Raw genomic sequence first — 18696 nt, 5'->3', positions numbered from 1 at the left:
TACGGCAAGGACGAGCGCGTGACCACAAAAGAGCATGATCATATCGTCCCCGACAGCGAAAGGCGCGGGCTGATCGGCGCGCTTCCCAAGGCGCTCCGGCCGCTCGCCTCGCTGATGCGTATCGACCGGCCGATCGGCGTCTGGCTTTTATTCTGGCCAGGCGCGTGGAGCGTCGCGCTGGCCGGCATGGGCGGGCACGGGCCGATGCTGATCCTGTGGCTGGCGATCGGCGCCTTTGCGATGCGGAGCGCGGGCTGCGTCTATAACGACATCGTCGACCGCAATCTCGACGCGCGGGTCGAGCGCACTCGGCTGCGGCCGCTGGCGAGCGGGAGGGTGACCTTAAGGACTGCCTGGCTGCTGCTTGTCGCGCTCGGCCTGGCCGGCCTCGTCGTGCTGCTTCAATTCAACCCGATGGCGCAAATCGCCGCACTGGCAAGCCTTGTGCCTGTCGCCCTCTATCCGTTCATGAAAAGGATCACCTGGTGGCCCCAGGCTTGGCTGGGCCTCGTCTTTTCCTGGGCGGCCCTGGTCGGCTGGCCGGCGGTCACGGGCAGGATCGAGCCGGCGGCGCTCCTGCTCTATGCGGGCTCGATCTGCTGGGTGATCGGCTACGACACGATCTATGCGTTGCAGGATCGCGAGGATGACGCATTGGTCGGCGTCAAATCTTCGGCGCTTGCCTTGGGCGGGCGTGTACGGGAAGGTGTCGGCTTCTTCTACCTGCTCGCATTGGGCTTGTGGAGCGCCGCGATCTGGCAGGTTCGCCCGGACCTGCCAGGCCTTGCCGCCTTGCTGCCGATGACGCTCCATTTGCTTTGGCAGGTGCTGACCTTGCGGTTGGAAGATGGCGGCGACGCACTCGCCAAATTTCGCTCCAACCGCTTCGCCGGCCTGCTCATGTTCCTCGCTTGCCTGGTCGTCGGCACCGCCTGAGCTTTGCTTTTCCGTTCAGTGTCCTTACGTGACGCTGATGCTGACCACCGACCAAGCCACTGCCCGTGCCGCCGCCCTGATCGATGCTGCCCTCAAGGCCGGCGCCGACGCCGCCGACGTTCTTTACGTCGGGGACGCGTCGACCGGCGTGCAGGTGCGTCTCGGAGCTCTCGAAGACGTCCAGCGCTCCGAAGGCGAGGAGATCGGCCTGCGTTTCTTCGTCGGGCGTCGTTCGGCTTCGACCTCTTCGTCCGACCTTTCCGACGACGCCCTTGCAGCGATGGTGGAGAGAGCATCGGCGATGGCGCGGGAGGCGCCCGAGGACGTGCATGCCGGTCTCGCGCCGGCCGAATTGCTGCTGCGGGAAGCGGGACCGGATGTCGCCGGCGACGACAGACAGGATCCGGCGCCTGCGGAGCTGAAGCAATTGGCGCTCGCCATCGAGGACGCGGCGCGGTCCGTCGAAGGCGTGACCAACAGCGAAGGCGCGGGAATCAGTGCCGGCCGGTCCGTGGTTGCGCTCGCCACCAGCCATGGCTTTTGCCGAGGCTATGCGACCAGCGGCTATAGCGGGTCGGCCAGCGTCATCGCCGGCACCGGCGGCGCGATGCAGCGCGACTATGCCAGCCATAGCGTCCGCTGGTTCGAGGATCTCGACGACGCGGATGCGATCGGCCGGCTTGCTGGCGAGCGCGCCGTCGCCCGGGTCGGTCCCGGCAAGCTCAGCAGCGGATCCATGCCCGTCATATTCGATCCCCGGGTCGGCGGCAGCCTGATCAGTCACCTGCTGGGCGCCATCACCGGCTCCGCCATCGCCCGCAAGACGAGCTTTCTGCTTGGCCGCGAGGATGAGCCGATCTTCGCGCCCTATATTACCATCACCGACGATCCGCACCGGCCGCGCGGCCTCCGCTCCAAGCCCTTCGACGGCGAGGGCCTGCCGACCAGGCCGCGCAAGCTGGTCGCGGACGGGCGGCTCACCGGCTGGTTGCTCGACAGCGCATCCGCGCGCCAGCTCGGCCTGCAGCCGACCGGCCATGCCACACGCGGCATCGGCGGCGCTCCGGGCGCAAGCGCGACCAACGTGCATCTCGAGCCCGGACGCCTTTCGCAAAGCGAGCTGATCGGCGATATCAAGCGGGGCGTCTACGTGACCGAGCTGATCGGCCAGGGCGTCAATCCGGTGACGGGCGATTACAGCCGCGGCGCATCCGGCTTCATCATCGAGGATGGCGAGATTGCCGGACCGGTGGCGGAGATCACGATCGCCGGAAACCTGCTCGACATATTCAGGACGCTGACGCCCGCGAGCGATCTGGAGTTCCGCCGCGCCATCAACGTCCCGACGCTTCGTATCGAGGGAATGACCGTCGCCGGTGCTTGACCGGGTCTCCAGCATCGCCGCCGAGGCCGGACGGATTGCGCAGAGCCGCAGTGGCGGCCCGTTCAAGCGGTGGGAAAAAGTGCCGGGCCATCCGGTCTGCGACATCGACCTGGAGATAGACGCATTCCTGCGCGAAGAATTGTCGCGGCTGGATCCCGACGCCGGCTGGCTCTCGGAGGAGACGCTCGACGATTCCGATCGGATCGAGCGGCGGCGATTGTGGGTGGTGGATCCGATCGACGGTACCCGCGACTATCTGCGCGGCCGGCCGGGCTGGGCGGTATCGGTGGCGCTGGTCGAGGATCGGGTGCCGATCATCGGCGTGCTCGATGCGCCGGAGCGGGGCGAGCATTGGCAGGCGGCGGCGGGACAGGGCGCATGGCGCAACGGCGATCGTCTGCAGGTCAGCGGGCGAAAAATATTTGCGGGCGCGCGGGTCCCCAGCGACTCGCTTCCCGCCGAAGATGCCGACCTGAAAGCTGTCGCCAAACCCAATTCGATCGCGTTGCGCATCGCGCTGGTGGCCGCCGGCGAGGCGGATCTGGTCGCCACCCTTCGATGGGGTTTCGAATGGGACATTGCTGCGGCCGCGCTGATCGCGAGCGAGGCCGGCGCCACCGTCAGCGGCGCACTGGGCCAGCCGCTCGCCTTCAACACCGCTTCGGGGTCCGCTTTCGGGGTGCTGGCGGCGACGCCTGCCATCCATGCGGCGGCGGTCGCGCGTCTTCGGGGGCGGGCGATGGCGGTCGTCTGACCGGTCGCGGGAACCGCATGCAGGTTCCCCTTCGCCTTTCCCGGCAAAAGGCGTAGAATGGCTCCGGATTGGAAGGTTGGCGATGAAACCTCTTCTGCTTGCCGCTTCTGCATTCCTGACCGCTCTCGGTGCCGCTTCACCGTCGGCCGGGCAGGACATGGTATCGCTTCCCCAGCCCATCGTCGACGAGAGCGGGCATGTTCTCAGTTTCGGCGAGGATGAAGGGGATCGGATGACCGTTCCCGTCAACATCGGTGCGAGCGGTCCTCACCTGTTCGTCATCGACACCGGATCGGAACGCACCGTCATCTCACGCGAACTGGCGCGCGCGCTCGACCTCGTACCGGGTCGGCCGGCGAGGATGCATAGCATGACGGAGGTCAGCACCGTTTCGACGGTCGTGATTCCGGAGCTTCAGGTCGGCGGCAAGAGCGTGCACCGGATCAACGCGCCGGCATTGGAGCGGCGCAATCTGGGCGCCGAGGGACTGCTGGGCGTGGATACGCTCCAGTCGCAGCGGGTCCTGTTCGATTTCGTGAAACAGGAAATGACGGTCACACCTTCCCGCAAGCGGGAGCCTAGATGGCCGAGCGATACGATCGTGATCACGGCCAAGAGCCGGTTCGGACATCTCGTGCTGGTCGACGCCACGGTCGAGGGCCAGAAGGTCTGGGTGATCGTCGACACGGGATCGGAAGCGACGGTCGCCAACAATGCCCTGCGCCGGAAGCTCGAACGGAAGGGACGGTTGAAGACCACGATCCCGGTAGCGCTCACCAGTGTTACCGGATCGACGACGATCGCCGACCAGGGCCTGGCCCGGCGCATCAGGATAGGCGGCATCGAGATGCAGAATTTGCCGCTCGTCTTTGCGGATGCGCATCCGTTCCGCAAGCTCGGCCTGATGGAGCGTCCGGCCATATTGCTGGGCATGGACGCGCTGCAATTGTTCGAGCGGGTCTCGGTCGACTTCGCCAACCGGACGGTGAAGATCCTCCCCGGCGACACCTCGGCGCTTCAGCCGCCGACCCGGGTGGCGCGGACGGAAGGCGCGCGCCCGGCGGGGTGATCCGCGCCGGGGCCGGGGGCGTTCAGCCTATCGGCGGCACGCGGAGACGTGGAATCTCGATCTTGGGGCAACGGTCCATCACGACCTTGAGGCCGGCCGCCTCTGCCCGGGCGGCCGCATCCTGGTTGACGACGCCGATCTGCATCCACACCGCTTTGGCTCCTGCGGCAATCGCCTCGTCGACCGCGTCGCCGACGGCCTCGGGTCGTCGAAAGATGTCGACCAGGTCGATCGGCTCGCCGATCTGGGAAAGCTCGCGCCAGACATATTCGCCATGAACATGCTCGCCGGTAATTTGCGGATTGACGGGGAAGACCCGATAGCCCTGGTCCTGGAGGAATTTCATCACGCCATAGCTCGGGCGGTCGGGACGGTCCGAAGCACCGACCAGCGCAATGGTGCGCGTGTTCGCGAGCAGATCGGCAATTTCCTGGTCGTTCGTGAGCGGCATGCTGAGTTCCTCAGTTTCTAAACCCGATTTTCCAAACTCTTCATCTGATCGAGCAGTTTCGTCGCCAGCGTGGAGAATAAGGCGGCCTCCTCCCCGTCCCCGATCGCCGGCGGCGTGCCGGCGTCCGAAGCCTCGCGTATGGAAAGGCTGAGCGGAATGCGGCCGAGGAAGGGAATGCCGAGAGTCCCGGCCGCGGCCTCGGCGCCGCCGGAGCCGAAGGGATCGGAGATCTCGCCGCAATGGGGACAGGCATAGCCGGCCATATTCTCGACCAGGCCGATCACCGGCACGTTCATCTTGCGGAACAGGTCGATGGCACGGGTGGCATCGATCAGGGCCAGGTCCTGCGGTGTCGAGACGATCACCGCGCCGGCCGGACGCCATTTCTGGACGAGGGACATCTGGATATCCCCTGTGCCCGGCGGCAAATCGACGATCATGAGATCGCGGTCGCTCCATTCGCCGTCCATCAGCTGGCCGAGCGCGGACGTGACCATGGGCCCGCGCCAGGCGAGCGCGGTTCCGGCCTCTACCAGCTGGCCGATGGAAAGCATCTTCACGCCATGGGCGTCGACCGGGATGATCTGCTTCTCCACCGCGTCGGGCCGCTGCTCATTGCCCATGATCCGCGGCTGCGACGGGCCGTAAATGTCGGCGTCGACAAGGCCCACCGTGCGGCCGGCGCGGGCAAGGGCGATGGCGAGGTTGGCAGCCAGAGTGGATTTTCCGACCCCTCCCTTGCCACTGCCGACGGCAATGATGGTCCGGTGGACCTTCTCTTCGGTCAGGGCGATTCGAACCTGATCGACCTCCGGCATGGCTTCCAGCATGGTGCGGATGCGATGCTGGAAGTTGCTTCTCGCTTCCGGCGCGAGGCCGGAGGCGTCGAGCACCAAGGTGGCGATCCCGCCCTTGAGCCGAAGCGCGGAGACGCGGCCCGCGACGCCGGGCAGCTCGTTCAAAGCGGCCGAAACCTTGCCTATATCATCGTCCATTGCCCAGCCGATAATCGGCCGCGCGCCGGTTGGCACTGTTTTTCCGCAAGGGCGGTTCCTATAAAGGTCATATGAAGAAGATTTTCGGGTGGGGCGCGCGCTCCGGCGCCATGATGAACGAGAATAAGGGCCCCTGGGGCGGCGGCTCCGGCGGCGACGACGGCGGCCCGCGCAGTCCCTGGAGCCAACCGCCGCGCAAGCGCCGACCCGGGAGCGTGGGCGGCAACGTCACCTCGCTGGACGATTTCCTGAAAAAGAGCCGCGACCGCTTCGGTGGCAGCTTTCCGACCGGCAACGGGCGCCCCTACTGGCTTTACGGCCTCGGCATATTCCTGTTGCTGTGGCTGATCTTCACCAGCTTTCACCGTATCGGCCCGCAACAGGCCGGCGTCATCACCCGCCTTGGCAGCTTCAGCGGGACGCTCGGTCCCGGCATCGGCTTCACGCTGCCGGCGCCGATCGATCGCGTGCAGAAGGTCGACGTCCAGGAGATCCGGACGATCGACATCGGATCGACCGACGCGAGCAGCGAGAATCTGATTCTCACCGGGGATCAGAACATCATCGACCTCGCTTATTCGGTGCGCTGGAATATCGCCGATCCCGAACTCTACCTGTTCCAGATCAAGGACCCCGAACAAACCATCCGCGAGGTTGCGGAAAGCGCCATGCGCGCCGTCGTCGCCGGCGTATCGCTGGACGACGCAATCGGCGCGGGCCGCGGAGAGATAGAACAAAGGGTGCAACAGGTGATGCAGCGGCTGCTGAACGACTATCGCTCCGGGATCCGGGTGCAGGGCGTCGCCATCAAGCAATCGGATCCACCGGCCGCGGTCAACGACGCCTTCAAGGAGGTTTCGGCGGCGCAGCAGGAAGCGCAATCCTATATCAACCAGGCGCGGGCCTACGCGCTTCAGTTGACCGCCAAGGCGCAGGGCGAAGCCGCCGCCTTCGACAAGGTCTATGCCCAGTACAAACAGGCTCCGGAGGTAACGCGGCGACGCATGTATTATGAAACGATGGAGCGCGTGCTCTCCAAGGTCGACAAGACCATCGTCGAGACGCCCGGCGTGACCCCCTATCTCGCCCTGCCGGAAATCCAGAAGCGCGCGGAAGGAGCGGCACGATGATCGGCCAGGTCGTCCGCAATCCGATTGCCATGGCCTTTGCCGCGATCTTCGTGCTGATCGTGGCCGGCACCACCTTCGCCGTCGTCCCGGAGACCCAGCAGGCGGTGATCGTCCGCTTCGGCGAGCCGAATCGAATCATCAACCGCTATCGCGAAGGGGCCCCGTTCGGCGAGACGGGCGCCGGGCTGATCGTGCGCATTCCCTTCATGGAAGAGGTGCACTGGATCGACAAGCGCATCCTCAGCGTCGACATGGACCGACAGCAGGTGCTTTCGACCGATCAGCTTCGGCTTCAGGTCGACGCCTTCGCCCGTTATCGGATCGTCGATCCCCTCCGCATGTATATTTCCGCCCGTACCGAGGAACGGGTCAGCGACCAGCTTCGCCCCATTCTGGGCTCCGCGCTGCGCAACGAACTCGGCCGCCGGCCCTTCGCCGCCTTGCTCTCCCCGGAGCGTGGCCAGATGATGGACAATATCCAGAACGCCCTCAACCGCGTTGCCAAGCAATATGGCGCCGAAATCGTCGACGTGCGCATCAAACGCGCCGACCTTCCCGAAGGAACCCCCCTGCAATCGGCCTATCAGCGCATGCAGACGGCGCGGCAGCAGGAGGCCCGTTCGATTCGGGCGCAGGGCTCGAAGCAGGCGCAGATCATCCGGGCGGATGCCGATGCCGAAGCGGCGAACACCTATGCCGAGGCATTCGGCAAGGATCCCGATTTCTACGATTTCTACCGGGCCATGCAATCCTATGAGGCGACCTTCGTGAACAACGGATCCGGGGAGGAGCAGGGCCGTTCCAGCATCATCCTGTCTCCGGACAATGATTATCTGAGGGAATTCAGAGGTCGTCGATAACCACGCCATTCAAATCACGTTCAGCAGCACCACATAGTTTGCGACGTCGAACGACCCGTCCGGGTCCAGCCCGCCCGGGCCAGAAGATGATGAGGAGGATTCCGATCGTGCGTTACGCATATGGCCTTACCGCCGCCCTGCTCCTTGGGGGAGCAGCCGCCACCCTGACCGTCGGTCCCGTCGGCGCCCAGACCGCGCAGAACGAGCCCGGCACCATATCGGCCGCGTCGCCCCGCCCGGACGCGCCGATGAGCTTCGCGGATCTCGCTGCCCGTCTGCAGCCGGCGGTCGTGAATATTTCAACGCGGCAAAGTATACAGATCAACCGCCAGCGGCAATTGCCGCCGGGCCTCGAGGAATTCTTCCGTCAGTTCGGCGCGCCTGTGCCGGACAGCAATGATCGGCCGGTCACCCAGCGCGGCGGTTCATTGGGTTCGGGATTCCTGATTTCGCCGGACGGTTACATCGTCACCAACAACCATGTCGTCTCACCGGCGCGCAGCGGCGCCACCGTCGACGAGATCGTCGTGACCTTGGCGGATCGCCGGGAGTTCGAAGCCGAGCTTGTCGGGCGCGATACCGCCACCGACCTGGCGGTGCTGAAGATCAAGGCCGCCGGCCTGCCTTTCGTCCGATTCGGCGATTCCACCCAGACGCGGGTGGGCGACTGGGTGGTTGCGATCGGCAATCCGTTCGGGCTCGGCGGCACCGTCACGGCCGGCATCGTCTCGGCCGTGCACCGCAACCTCCAGGCCGGAAATTACGACCGCTACATCCAGACCGACGCCTCCATCAACATGGGCAATAGCGGCGGTCCGATGTTCGATCTCAACGGCAATGTCGTGGGCATCAACACCGCTCTGATTTCGCCGACGGGCGGGAATGTCGGACTCGGCTTCGCCATTCCCGCCGAACAGGCGCGGCCGGTGATCGATGCCCTGCGCAAGGGCGAGCGGCCGCAGCGCGGCTATATCGGCGTCAGCCTGCAGCCGTTGGACGATGCGATCGCCGAATCGCTCGGCGTCCCGAAGAACAGGGGCGAATTGATCCGCGGCGTAACGCCGGGCGGCGGCGCCGAACGGGCCGGCATCGAGCAAGGCGATGTCGTCATCAGCGTCGACGGCAAGCCCGTCACGCCGGAAGAATCGCTCGCCTATCTCGTCGCGAATCTGCCGGTCGGTGCGAAGGTACCGTTCGAGCTGATCCGCGATGGCCAGCGCCGCACCGTCACCGTCACGATCGGCGAGCGTCCAACCGACGAGGAATTGGCCAAGCTGAATGGCATCGAGACCGAAACGCCGGTCGAGGAACCCTCGGAATCGCAGCAGAGCAGCAGCCAGCGTTCGGCGCGGGAGAATCTCGGGATCACCGTGCAGCCGCTCACGCCGCAGATCGCGCGCTCGCTCCGGCTTCGCGACGAGACTATCCGGGGCGTCGTCGTGGCGTCGGTCAATCCGTCCAGCGACGCGGCAACCAAGATCCAGCAGGGCGACATCATCCTGTCGATCAACCAGCGCGCCACCCGTACGCCGGACGAGGCGGCCGCTGCCCTTCAGGCGGCGCGGACGGGCGGACGCGATTCGGTGCTCCTGCTCGTTCAGACCGGGAATACCCCGCCGCGTTATGTTGGCGTGGAGTTGCTGAAGCGCTGAGCTTCAGCCTCCCGCACGGGCGATGATCGGATGCCTGGATTCATGTCGTCGGTGGCAGCGCGAGGCGCTTCCACCGACGACCACCAGACCTCGGATTTTTCTTTGCTTTCCGTCATTTCCCGGACGTCAGATGATTCCATCTGCCTTGAAAATAACTCTTTAATAGCCGAACAGAGGCGCGGCCTGGCCGCCCTCCAGCACGTGCCGGCGGAGCTCGGCTCCGCTCCAGCGCCTTTCGACACCGGCCTCGGCTTGCTTGATCAAGGCGAGAAGCGCGGAATTGACGGGCGCCTTGCGGCCAAGCCTCGCGGCCAGCCTCACCACCTCGCCGTTCAAATGCTCCGCTTCCGTCGCGCGCCCGGCCGCAAGATCGTCATACATGGATGAGCGAGCCCTGGGATCGATCTTCTGGATACGCAGGAAGATATTCTTGAAGACGATATCCGGCGATCCGATGGCATGGGGAAGCAGCCCTGGCGGCACCGGGCCGAGTTTGGCCGGCGCGATGCCGGCGGCTTTCAGCAGGTCCAGCGTCTCCATCATCGAAGCGGCCCAGACTCGCCGGTAGTCGCGGTCGGCGAGCTCTTCGAGCAAAGTCCGTCCCGACAAGGCGTTGATCGCATTGTTGAGGTTGATGAGCAATTTCCCCCAGGCGACCGCAATGATGTCGCCGGTCGGATCCAGTCTCGCCGGACCATTCCCCAGGCCGGCGGCGAGCGCGCGCGTCGCCGGCCGATCCTCGATCAAAATATCGCCGGCGACCCCCTTGTGCCAGCGCCCTTCGCCCAGATAGGCGATGTTGAAAGGGATCACGGCCTGGACGATCTCGAGCTTTGGAAGCTTCCGCTTCAGCACGTCGACATTGCCGAGGCCGTTCTGAAAGCTGATGACCATCGGCTTGCGCTTGGCATGGGTCGCGATCTGCTTCGCTGCCGCCTCGGTGACATTGCTCTTGACGCAGAGCGCGACGATGTCGGCCTTGGCAAGGGCGGCCGGCTTCGTGGTCATGGGAAGTTCGCCCGCGGGAATGCGGCGTTTCCAGCCATCGAGATCGCTGAGGATCAAGCCGTGCTGGCCTATCGATCGGACGAGGGGATCGCGGCCGATCAGGCTCACGTCGGCACCCGCGAGATGCCAGGCGCCGCCGATGAAGCCGCCGATCGAACCGGCTCCGAGGATGACGATCTTCGGCGTTTCGCCCATGGCCGGTCCGGGCGCCTAGCCGCGGCCGCGATAGGAAGGGACGTCCTGGGACGGTACCCAAAGACCGGCAGGCGGTTCGCCGCTTTGCCAGAAAATATCGATCGGGATGCCGCCCCTCGGATACCAATAGCCTCCGATGCGCAACCAATGGGGCTCCATCTCCCGGTGCAGCCGCTCGGCGATCCCGACGGTGCAATCCTCGTGGAAGGCGGCATGGTTGCGGTAGGACGCCAGGAACAGCTTCAGCGATTTGGATTCCACGATTGACTCGGCGGGCGCATAGTCGATGACGATATGCGCGAAATCGGGTTGGCCGGTCACCGGACAGAGCGAGGTGAATTCGGGAGCCGTGAAGCGCACCAGATAGGGCTTGCCGGGACGCGGGTTCGGAACATAGTCGAGCTTCGCCTCTTCCGGCGAAGTGGGAAGGGCGCTGGAACGGCCGAGATGAGTAAGGTCCATGGCGGATATCTAATCGGTCGGGCTCTAAAGCTCTAGGACAATAGAGAGGCATGAAATGGATTCACTGGTTTCTACCCAATGGCTTGAATCGGAGCTCGGCGCACCGGACCTGAAGGTGATCGACGCGACCCTGTTCCTGCCGTCGGACAATCGCGACGCACGCGCCGAATTCGAGTCGGAGCATATACCGGGCGCGGTCTTCCTCGACATCGACGACGTGTCCGACAGCGCGAATCCGGCGCCGCACATGCTGCCGCCCGAACATAAATTCGCAAGCCGCATGCAGTCGCTCGGGCTCCGCGACGGCAGTCGCTTCGTGATCTATGACAACAGCCCTCTCCACAGCGCGGCCCGTTTGTGGTGGATGCTGAAGATATTCGGCGCCCATTATGTCGCCATCCTCGACGGCGGCCTCCAGAAATGGAAGGCGGAAGGGCGCCCGCTGGAAAGCGGGAAGCCGCAGGTCCGGCACGGGCATTTCACGGCTTTCCTCGACGGAAATGCCGCAGTCGACAAGGATTTCGTCGCCGGCATCGTCCATTCCGACGACCATGAGATCGTAGACGCGCGCGGCCCCGGACGATTTGCGGGGGAAGAAGCAGAGCCGCGTCCGGGCGTCGCGCCGGGCCATATTCCGGGATCGCGCAATGTGCCGCAGGGCAGCCTTTTCAACCCGGATCATAGCTGGAAACGGGGCGACGAATTGCGGGCCGTCTTCGAAGCGGCCGGGGTCGACCTTGGCAAGCCCATGATCACGACGTGCGGTTCCGGCGTGACGGCGGCCGTCCTGCTGTTCGGCGCCCACCTGCTGGGCAAGGAGGATGTGCGAATCTATGATGGCAGCTGGTCGGAATGGGGTGCCGATGCGTCGACGCCCAAGGCGCTGGGGCCCGCATGAGCGGAAAGAAGGGCCGCATCGACACAATCCTGGTTGAAGGCGGCCGGCGCAAGGAATGGACCGGGGCCATCGTCAATCCGCCGGTGTGGCGGGCATCGACGATCCTGTTCGACACCGTCGAGGAATTGCACGCCTCCAATCCGCCCCAGCAGGGACGGCTCCAATATGGCCGCAACGGCAGCCCAACGATCTGGGCGCTGGCCGACGCGCTGACCCAGCTGGAGCCGGGGTCGGCAGGTACCCGTCTCTATCCTTCCGGCGTTGCCGCGATCTCGATCGCGCTGATGACTTTACTCAGGCCGGGCGACGAATTGCTGATGGTGGACACGACCTATTCACCCACCCGGGCCTTTTGCGACGACGTCCTGGCGCGGATGAACATATCGACCCGATATTATGATCCCTTGATCGGGCGCGGCATCGAGGCGCTGATCGGCGAGAAGACCCGCGCCATCTTCATGGAAAGCCCTGGATCGCTGAGCTTCGAGGTGCAGGACGTTCCCGGCATATGCGCGGTCGCCAAGGAGAGGGGGGTCGCGACGCTTCTCGACAATACCTGGGCGACACCCTTCTTCTTTCAGGCGATCGCGGCGGGCGTCGATCTCTCGATGCTGGCCTGCACTAAATATGTGGTCGGTCATTCGGACGTCATGCTCGGCTCCGTGACCGCGGCGCCGGAATATTGGACCAGGCTTCAGCGTACCACGCGTTCCTTCGGCCAGCAGGCGAGCCCCGACGACGCCTTTCTGGCGGCGCGCGGTCTCAGGACCATGGGCGTCAGGCTGAGGCGACACGAGGAAAGCGCGCTCACGGTCGCGCGCTGGCTGCGGGACCAGCCGCAGGTCGCACGCGTCCTTCATCCGGCTTTTCCCGATTGCCCTGGCCATGAATATTGGTCGCGGGACTTTTCGGGCTCTTCCGGCCTCTTCTCCTTCATCCTGAAAGGCGGCGATGACGCCGCGCGGTCGAGGCTGATCGACAATCTCGACCATTTCGGTATCGGTTATAGCTGGGGCGGCTATGAAAGCCTCGCCTTGCCCGCCGATCCGGCGCCCATTCGTAGCGCGACCGCCTGGACCGCCGAGGGTCCGATGGTCCGGCTCCATATCGGCCTCGAGGATGTCGACGATCTGATCGAGGATCTGGCGGCCGGCCTCGGCCGCTACGGCGCGAGCGGGTGAGAGAAATGTTCGAGGGGCTGGGGGTCACCTGGCCGACTTATGCCGACTGGGTGTCGGCCGGCATCGCCTTCGTCATCGTCCTGCTCGCCTGGGGCATTTCCCATCTGATCGCCCGCAAGGCCGCACCGTGGCTCGCCGAACTCTGGGCGCAGCGCGCGGGTGCGCGCGGCGAAGGGCTGGCGCCCAGGATGGGCGATCTGGCCCGCTATCTCAGCGTGTCGCTCATCCTCGCCGTGATCGTGAACGCCGATTCATGGCGGCCGCTTTCGGCGATCGTGCTTGGCACGGCACTTGCGGCCTCCGCGGCTCTCCTTATTTCCGGTCTCGCCCGCGGGCTGCAACTGCCGCGTTGGGCCGCTGCCCTGCTCGCCGGCACAGCCTTCGTTGCCCTGCTGACGCGTGTCGTCGGCGGTCTGGAGCCGATCACCCAGACCCTGGATCGCGTCGGCTTCACTGCCGGCGACCATCGCTTTTCCTTATTGTCCGTGCTCCAGATCGTCCTGACGCTTGTCGCGCTCTATGCCCTGGTAAAGCTGGTCAACCGGATTGCCGGTCATTCCATCAAGCATTCGAGCGGCCTCGACGCGACCCAGAAGCTGCTTGCGCAGAAACTTGTCGGCGTCGCCCTTCTCATCGCCGCGTTCTTCATCGGCATCGATCTGGTGGGCATCGATCTCACCGCGCTCGCCGTCTTTTCGGGCGCGTTCGGACTCGCCATCGGCTTCGGCTTGCAGAAGACGTTCGGCAATCTGATTGCCGGCATCATCCTGCTGATGGACCGGTCGATCAAACCGGGCGACGTCATCGTCGTCGGCGACAGCTTCGGTCATGTGGGCAAGATCGGCGTCCGCGCCGTCTCGATCGTCACCCGCGACGGCAAGGAGCATCTGATCCCGAACGAAAATCTGATGACGCAGGAAGTCGAGAACTGGTCCTATTCCAGCCCGAACGTGCGGGTGCACATCCCGGTGGGAGTCGCTTATGATTGCGATCTCGCATTGGCGCAGAAATTGATGATCGAGGCTGCCGTGGCGCCGGCGCGGGTGCTCGATACACCCAAGCCGAGCCTTTGGCTGACCGGGTTCGGGGAGAGCTCGGTCGACCATGAGATATTGGTCTGGATTGCCGATCCGCAGGCCGGCGTGGGTGGCGTGCGCTCGGAAATCCTCAACCATCTCTGGCGGCTGTTCAAGGAGAATGGGATCGAAATTCCCTATCCTCAGCGCGATATCCATGTCCGATCCTGGCCAGGACCGCCCGAGGCCGAAGGTTGAGCCCCTCCCCGCCGCGTTGAGCGAAAGGGACACCGCACCTGCCTGTCTCCGTGCTTGCTCCCCGAATTCCCTGTGATCCGACCTGCCGCCTGGGGATTATATGAACTGAAAGCGAATCTGACTTTGCTTTCGGCTATTTCGAGCCGTCAGATGATTCCGTCTGCCTTGAAATGACTTAAGCCCGAATGATCGTGACCAGCCGCTTCAGCGCCTTTGCAAGGGCATCGGCGAGCCGGGCGGCGGCGGGCTCCGGCGCGCGATTGCGATCCTGGAGCGCCAGCAGCGCCTTGACGCCGGCAGAGGCCCAGATGGCCGTCTCCGCCGCGAACGCGTCGAAGCGGCGCTGAACGATCGGCAATGCGGATGCGTAAAGCGCGCTGATCCGGGCGGCTTCGTCCAGATCAGCATCCTTTGGTGCGTTGACCGTCCTGCCCGCAATCTCCTCGACGAGGGTGAGGACATGGCGCAACTGCGCCACCTGCTCGCCGGGATCGCCATGGTCGGGTGCGGAGGACGGGGCCGATTGATAGGACATCGCCCGCGACTCTAGGATGGGAGCGCTAATGAAGACCTAATGCGGCGAGTGCCTTTTCGCCTGGTCGCGACGCCGGACAAGCCCGGACCGTCTCTGTCTTCCTATTGCGGGGTCGCCACCGTGGCGTCGCGGCCTGCGCCAGCCGGAGCAGCAAGGATCGTCTGGGTCGTGGCGCCCTTGTCGACGACGACAGTATTCGGATCGCCGGCCACGGAGCGGGCGCCCAGTGCGGCGCTGCCGCGGCCAGCCTCGTTCAGCATCTGCCGTTCGGAGTCGCTGCGCGGCGCAGGTCCGCCGAACAATGCCTCCAAGGCCTGGGTGCGGGCGTCGGCCCCTTGCGGCACGGCTTCGCCGGGACGCGGCGGCGCCAGAGCGAAATCGGGCGGAATGACCAGAGGCCGGGAGCGGCTGACGGCGAATTCGTCAGGGCGGTCACGGTTCGCAATGCCGCCCGAACTGCAGCCGGCCAGGATCAGGGTCGTGGCCGATGCGGCAAGGGCGATTTTCACGATACGCATTGTCACACTTCCTCCCGAGGAGCTTTTCCGTCGCGCGTCAGCAGCGCGCGGACCAGCAATAGCAGAATGCCGATGGTAATGGCAGCGTCGCTGACATTGAAGACTAAAAACGGATGGATGTCGCCGAAGTGGAGGTCGGCGAAGTCGACCACATAGCCGAAGCGCACGCGATCGAGGATATTGCCGAGTGCGCCGCCGAGCACCAGCGACAAAGCCAGGACGTCGTCCCGGCGATTTTCCCGCCATAGCCAGACGGTGACGAGGACCGACAGGCCAATCGTCAGCGCAACGAGGAGCCAGCGTTCCAGTTCGGAGCCAGCGGTCAGAAACCCCATGGAGACACCGCGATTCTCGACCCATTTGAGATCGAAGATCGGAAGCAGCTCGATCGTGCCGCGCTGGCGAAGCTGGAAGATGTTCGTGACCACCCATTTGGTGGCCTGGTCGAGGATGAAGATGAATGCGGCAATGCTGAAGCCGAACGCGCGGTGATTCCCCGGCTCTGTCGAGGGGTGGGGCGCTCGGGCCGCTCTTTTCACTGTTTCAGCCATTCACAACCTCATCGCAGCGGGCGCACAGCGCGCCGTCTTCGGTGACTTCAGGGAGATAGCGCCAGCAGCGGCCGCATTTTTCATGATCGCTGATCTCGACCGTGATATTGTCGAGCGCGTCGTCGACCGAGACCTCGGACACGATGAAGGTTTCGGCCAGATCCTCGGGACTGGCGGCGGTCATCTGCATATGGAGCTGAGGGAAACGGATTCTCGCCTGCAGGCTGGATCCGATCTTCTTGTCCCGACGCAGCGGCTCGATACATTCGGTGACGCTTTCACGCCAGTGGCGGATGGCCGCCCACTTGCCCGCCAGCGCGTCGTCGCGCCAGGCCGGGTCGATCTCCGGCCAGGTCTCGAGATGGATGGAGCCGGCGTCGGGATAGCGCGTCTGCCAGACTTCTTCTGCGGTGAAGCAGAGAATCGGGCTCGCCCAGCGCACCAGCGCCTGGAAGACGTCGTCGAGGACGGTCCGATAGGCACGCCGCTTCAGCGAGTCCGGTGCATCGCAATAGAGGCTGTCCTTGCGGATATCGAAGAAGAAGGCGGATAGGTCGTCATTGGCGAAGGCGCCCAGCAGCCGCGAATAGCGATTGAATTCATAGCCGTCGGTCGCCGTGCGCAGCTCCGCATCTATCTCGGCGAGCCGGTGCAATACCCAGCGTTCCAGCTCCGGCATATCGGCCGGCGCGACCCGTTCTTCCTCGGTGAAGCCGGCCAGCGCGCCGAGCAGATAGCGGAAGCTGTTGCGAAGCTTGCGATAGGCGTCGGTGGTCGTGGCGAGCACTTCCTTGCCGATGCGGACATCTTCGAAATAATCGGTCGAAGCCACCCAGAGCCGGAGGATGTCGGCGCCTGCGTCGCGGATGATGGCAAGCGGATCGACCACATTGCCGGTGCTTTTCGACATCTTGCGGCCATTTTGGTCCAGCGCGAAGCCGTGGGTCAGGACCCCTGTATAAGGCGCCTGACCACGTGTGCCGGAGCTTTCCAGCAAGGAGGACTGGAACCAGCCACGATGCTGGTCGGAACCTTCGCAATAGACGTCGGCGCGGACATCCTGGCCGTAGCGCGCCTCGACCACATAGGAATGCGTCGATCCCGAATCGAACCACACATCGAGAATGTCGGTGATCGGCTCATAATCCTCGACGTCATAGCCGTTGCCCAACAGCGCCTGATGGTCGGCGGCGAACCAGGCATCCGCGCCGCCTTCGTGAAAGGCGTGGATGATGCGCGCATTGACGGCGGGATCGCGAAGATAGTCGCCGCTCTTGCGGTGGACATAGAGCGCGATCGGCACGCCCCAGGCGCGCTGTCGGCTGATCACCCAGTCGGGTCGGCCTTCGACCATCGCGCCGATGCGGTTCTTCGAGCGCGCCGGAACCCAGCGCGTTTCGTCGATCGCCTTCATCGCCGTCGCCCGCAGCGTGCCGCCCAGCAATTCGACCGGCTTGTCCATCGGGATGAACCATTGCGGCGTCGCCCGGAAGATCACCTTCGCCTTGGAGCGCCAGCTGTGCGGATAGCTATGCTGGAAATCGGCGCTGGCCGCGAGCAGGGCTCCAGTATCGGCCAGATCGGCGCAGATCGGGCCGTCCGGCGCGTTGAACTTCGGATTGATCACCGAGCCCTGACCGCCGAGCCAGAGCCAGTCGGCGCGATATTTGCCGTCGCCCTCGACCGCGAAGACGGTGTCGATGCCGTGCGCCTTGCAGAGCAGGAAATCGTCCTCGCCATGATCCGGCGCCATGTGGACGACGCCCGTGCCGGCGTCGGTGGTGACGAAGTCGCCAGCCAGGAAAGGACGCGGCCTGGCGAAGAAGCCGCCAAGATGGTGCATCGGATGCCGGGCGATCGTGCCGGCCAGCGTCTTGCCGGCGAAGCTGCCGGCCGAGCTTCCCGATGCTCGTCGGCCGACCCTGTTCAGGAAGGCTTCCTCCAGATCGCTGGCGACGAGGTAGCGCCTGTCGTCCAGTGCGACGAGCCGATATTCGATCTCCTCGCCATAAGCGATGGCCTGGTTGACCGGGATGGTCCAAGGCGTGGTCGTCCAGATCGCGACATAGGCGCCGACCAGTTCCGGGATCGGGCTTTCGACGATCTCGAATGCGACATCGATTTGGGTCGAGGTGATATCCTCATATTCGACCTCGGCCTCCGCCAGCGCGGTCTTTTCCACCGGGCTCCACATGACCGGCTTGGCGCCACGATAAAGCTGGCCGCTTTCGGCGAATTTGAGCAGCTCCTCGACGATCTTCGCCTCGGCCTCATATTTCATGGTCAGATAGGGATCGTCCCACTCGCCCATCACGCCGAGGCGCTGGAACTGCTCCGACTGAACCGCCACCCACTTTTCGGCATAGGCCCGGCATTCGGCCCGGAACTGGGCGCGCGGCACCTCGTCCTTGTCGAGCTTCTTCTTGCGATATTCCTCCTCGACCTTCCATTCGATCGGCAGGCCGTGGCAATCCCAGCCCGGGACATAGGGTGCGTCCTTGCCGAGCAGGGATTGCGAACGCACGACGATGTCCTTCAGGATCTTGTTCATCGCATGGCCCATATGGATGTCGCCATTGGCGTATGGCGGGCCGTCGTGAAGCAGGAAGCGGGTGCGCCCGGCGCGGCTTTCGCGCAACTTGCCGTACAGATCCTGCTCGGCCCAGCGGGCGAGGATCTGCGGTTCCTTGGCGGCAAGCCCGGCCTTCATCGGAAAGTCCGTCTTGGGCAGGAACACCGTATCGCGATAATCGGGTTTTTCGGGCAAGTTTTCGGACATGGGGCCGGGGCTTAGGGTCCAAACTCGCTTTCCGCAACGGTCGTCATCGCCCTCCTGCAGGCGA

18 protein-coding genes are annotated in these 18696 nt (G+C 64.7%); 10 read left to right on the top strand and 8 right to left on the bottom strand.

The window, feature by feature from the left end; translation table 11 throughout:
• Positions 1-18 precede the first annotated feature (18 nt).
• The 4 genes from ubiA to RQX22_RS08955 all read left to right on the top strand — a co-directional run bounded on the left by ubiA (position 19) and on the right by RQX22_RS08955 (position 4143).
• Positions 19-936: a 4-hydroxybenzoate octaprenyltransferase gene (ubiA, locus tag RQX22_RS08970; protein ID WP_315725698.1), complete on the top strand. Its 918-nt coding sequence runs from the start codon at positions 19-21 to the stop codon at positions 934-936.
• 37 nt (positions 937-973) lie between these two features.
• Positions 974-2320 (top strand): TldD/PmbA family protein, encoded by a 1347-nt coding sequence (locus RQX22_RS08965; protein ID WP_315725696.1) that lies wholly within the window; start codon positions 974-976, stop codon positions 2318-2320.
• Positions 2313-3074, top strand: a complete 762-nt coding sequence (locus RQX22_RS08960; protein ID WP_315725694.1) for a 3'(2'),5'-bisphosphate nucleotidase CysQ — start codon at positions 2313-2315, stop codon at positions 3072-3074. The genes RQX22_RS08965 and RQX22_RS08960 overlap by 8 nt, the downstream gene beginning before the upstream one ends.
• An 82-nt stretch (positions 3075-3156) precedes the next feature.
• Positions 3157-4143, top strand: a complete 987-nt coding sequence (locus tag RQX22_RS08955) for a retroviral-like aspartic protease family protein (protein ID WP_315725692.1) — start codon at positions 3157-3159, stop codon at positions 4141-4143.
• A gap of 22 nt (positions 4144-4165) precedes the next feature.
• Here RQX22_RS08955 and RQX22_RS08950 read toward each other — a convergent pair whose 3' ends face one another.
• Positions 4166-4594 carry a CoA-binding protein gene (locus RQX22_RS08950; RefSeq protein ID WP_315725690.1) on the bottom strand — a complete coding sequence of 143 codons (429 nt, stop codon included), beginning with the start codon at positions 4592-4594 and terminating at the stop codon, positions 4166-4168.
• A 17-nt stretch (positions 4595-4611) separates the two neighbouring features.
• Positions 4612-5589, bottom strand: a complete 978-nt coding sequence (locus RQX22_RS08945) for an Mrp/NBP35 family ATP-binding protein (RefSeq protein WP_315725688.1) — start codon at positions 5587-5589, stop codon at positions 4612-4614.
• Positions 5590-5660: 71 nt separating this feature from the next.
• Between RQX22_RS08945 and hflK the strand changes: the two genes are divergently transcribed.
• From hflK to RQX22_RS08930, 3 genes are all read left to right on the top strand, one after another.
• The gene (gene hflK / locus RQX22_RS08940) at positions 5661-6719 is read left to right on the top strand and encodes an FtsH protease activity modulator HflK (protein ID WP_410001628.1); all 1059 of its coding nucleotides are present in this window, start codon (positions 5661-5663) and stop codon (positions 6717-6719) included.
• Positions 6716-7579 (top strand): protease modulator HflC, encoded by an 864-nt coding sequence (gene hflC / locus RQX22_RS08935; RefSeq protein WP_410001622.1) that lies wholly within the window; start codon positions 6716-6718, stop codon positions 7577-7579. Before hflK ends, hflC begins: the two co-directional genes overlap by 4 nt.
• Positions 7580-7686: 107 nt before the next feature.
• A complete protein-coding gene (locus tag RQX22_RS08930; RefSeq protein WP_315725686.1) occupies positions 7687-9231 on the top strand; it encodes a Do family serine endopeptidase in 1545 nt (514 codons plus the stop codon).
• A gap of 159 nt (positions 9232-9390) precedes the next feature.
• Here the strand turns inward: RQX22_RS08930 and RQX22_RS08925 are convergent, their stop codons facing one another.
• Together RQX22_RS08925 and queF are read right to left on the bottom strand one after the other, a co-directional pair.
• The gene (locus tag RQX22_RS08925) at positions 9391-10434 is read right to left on the bottom strand and encodes a 2-dehydropantoate 2-reductase (RefSeq protein ID WP_315725684.1); all 1044 of its coding nucleotides are present in this window, start codon (positions 10432-10434) and stop codon (positions 9391-9393) included.
• 15 nt (positions 10435-10449) lie between these two features.
• Complete coding sequence (gene queF / locus RQX22_RS08920) at positions 10450-10896, bottom strand: preQ(1) synthase (RefSeq protein ID WP_315725682.1); 447 nt, start codon at positions 10894-10896, stop codon at positions 10450-10452.
• Between the two features lie 55 nt (positions 10897-10951).
• Here queF and sseA point away from each other — a divergent pair, with 55 nt between their 5' ends.
• The 3 genes from sseA to RQX22_RS08905 are packed head-to-tail and all read left to right on the top strand — an operon-like array spanning position 10952 to position 14249.
• Complete coding sequence (gene sseA, locus RQX22_RS08915) at positions 10952-11794, top strand: 3-mercaptopyruvate sulfurtransferase (protein WP_315725680.1); 843 nt, start codon at positions 10952-10954, stop codon at positions 11792-11794.
• The gene (gene metC / locus RQX22_RS08910) at positions 11791-12975 is read left to right on the top strand and encodes a cystathionine beta-lyase (RefSeq protein ID WP_315725677.1); all 1185 of its coding nucleotides are present in this window, start codon (positions 11791-11793) and stop codon (positions 12973-12975) included. Before sseA ends, metC begins: the two co-directional genes overlap by 4 nt.
• A 5-nt stretch (positions 12976-12980) precedes the next feature.
• On the top strand, positions 12981-14249 hold the full coding sequence (locus tag RQX22_RS08905; protein WP_315726271.1) for a mechanosensitive ion channel family protein: 1269 nt from the start codon (positions 12981-12983) through the stop codon (positions 14247-14249).
• Between the two features lie 175 nt (positions 14250-14424).
• On the opposite strand, the gene RQX22_RS08900 is transcribed toward RQX22_RS08905, so the two are convergent.
• From RQX22_RS08900 to ileS, 4 genes are all read right to left on the bottom strand, one after another.
• Complete coding sequence (locus RQX22_RS08900; RefSeq protein ID WP_315725675.1) at positions 14425-14784, bottom strand: hypothetical protein; 360 nt, start codon at positions 14782-14784, stop codon at positions 14425-14427.
• A gap of 101 nt (positions 14785-14885) precedes the next feature.
• Positions 14886-15302, bottom strand: a complete 417-nt coding sequence (locus RQX22_RS08895) for a DUF3035 domain-containing protein (RefSeq protein WP_315725673.1) — start codon at positions 15300-15302, stop codon at positions 14886-14888.
• Positions 15303-15304: 2 nt separating this feature from the next.
• On the bottom strand, positions 15305-15853 hold the full coding sequence (gene lspA / locus RQX22_RS08890) for a signal peptidase II (protein WP_315725671.1): 549 nt from the start codon (positions 15851-15853) through the stop codon (positions 15305-15307).
• Entirely contained in the window at positions 15846-18632 is a 2787-nt protein-coding gene (gene ileS, locus RQX22_RS08885; protein ID WP_315725669.1) for an isoleucine--tRNA ligase, read from the bottom strand. The genes lspA and ileS overlap by 8 nt, the downstream gene beginning before the upstream one ends.
• Positions 18633-18696: the final 64 nt, after the last annotated feature.

This window comes from Sphingosinicella rhizophila (genome assembly GCF_032378825.1).
Taxonomy (GTDB): Bacteria; Pseudomonadota; Alphaproteobacteria; order Sphingomonadales; family Sphingomonadaceae; genus Allosphingosinicella; species Allosphingosinicella rhizophila.
The sequence above is the reverse complement of the archived record's forward strand: the minus strand, read 5'-3'. Positions and strand labels throughout refer to the sequence as shown.

Bases quoted from the DNA above. Each gene is read 5' to 3' on its own strand.
- RQX22_RS08965 (WP_315725696.1), top strand. From the start codon at position 974: ATGCTGACCACCGACCAAGCCACTGCCCGTGCCGCCGCCCTGATCGAT.
- ileS (WP_315725669.1), bottom strand. From the start codon at position 18,632: ATGTCCGAAAACTTGCCCGAAAAACCCGATTATCGCGATACGGTGTTC.
- metC (WP_315725677.1), top strand. From the start codon at position 11,791: ATGAGCGGAAAGAAGGGCCGCATCGACACAATCCTGGTTGAAGGCGGC.
- RQX22_RS08905 (WP_315726271.1), top strand. From the start codon at position 12,981: ATGTTCGAGGGGCTGGGGGTCACCTGGCCGACTTATGCCGACTGGGTG.
- hflK (WP_410001628.1), top strand. From the start codon at position 5,661: ATGAAGAAGATTTTCGGGTGGGGCGCGCGCTCCGGCGCCATGATGAAC.
- RQX22_RS08895 (WP_315725673.1), bottom strand. From the start codon at position 15,302: ATGCGTATCGTGAAAATCGCCCTTGCCGCATCGGCCACGACCCTGATC.
- queF (WP_315725682.1), bottom strand. From the start codon at position 10,896: ATGGACCTTACTCATCTCGGCCGTTCCAGCGCCCTTCCCACTTCGCCG.
- RQX22_RS08950 (WP_315725690.1), bottom strand. From the start codon at position 4,594: ATGCCGCTCACGAACGACCAGGAAATTGCCGATCTGCTCGCGAACACG.
- RQX22_RS08945 (WP_315725688.1), bottom strand. From the start codon at position 5,589: ATGGACGATGATATAGGCAAGGTTTCGGCCGCTTTGAACGAGCTGCCC.
- sseA (WP_315725680.1), top strand. From the start codon at position 10,952: ATGGATTCACTGGTTTCTACCCAATGGCTTGAATCGGAGCTCGGCGCA.
- lspA (WP_315725671.1), bottom strand. From the start codon at position 15,853: ATGGCTGAAACAGTGAAAAGAGCGGCCCGAGCGCCCCACCCCTCGACA.
- RQX22_RS08955 (WP_315725692.1), top strand. From the start codon at position 3,157: ATGAAACCTCTTCTGCTTGCCGCTTCTGCATTCCTGACCGCTCTCGGT.
- hflC (WP_410001622.1), top strand. From the start codon at position 6,716: ATGATCGGCCAGGTCGTCCGCAATCCGATTGCCATGGCCTTTGCCGCG.
- RQX22_RS08925 (WP_315725684.1), bottom strand. From the start codon at position 10,434: ATGGGCGAAACGCCGAAGATCGTCATCCTCGGAGCCGGTTCGATCGGC.
- RQX22_RS08900 (WP_315725675.1), bottom strand. From the start codon at position 14,784: ATGTCCTATCAATCGGCCCCGTCCTCCGCACCCGACCATGGCGATCCC.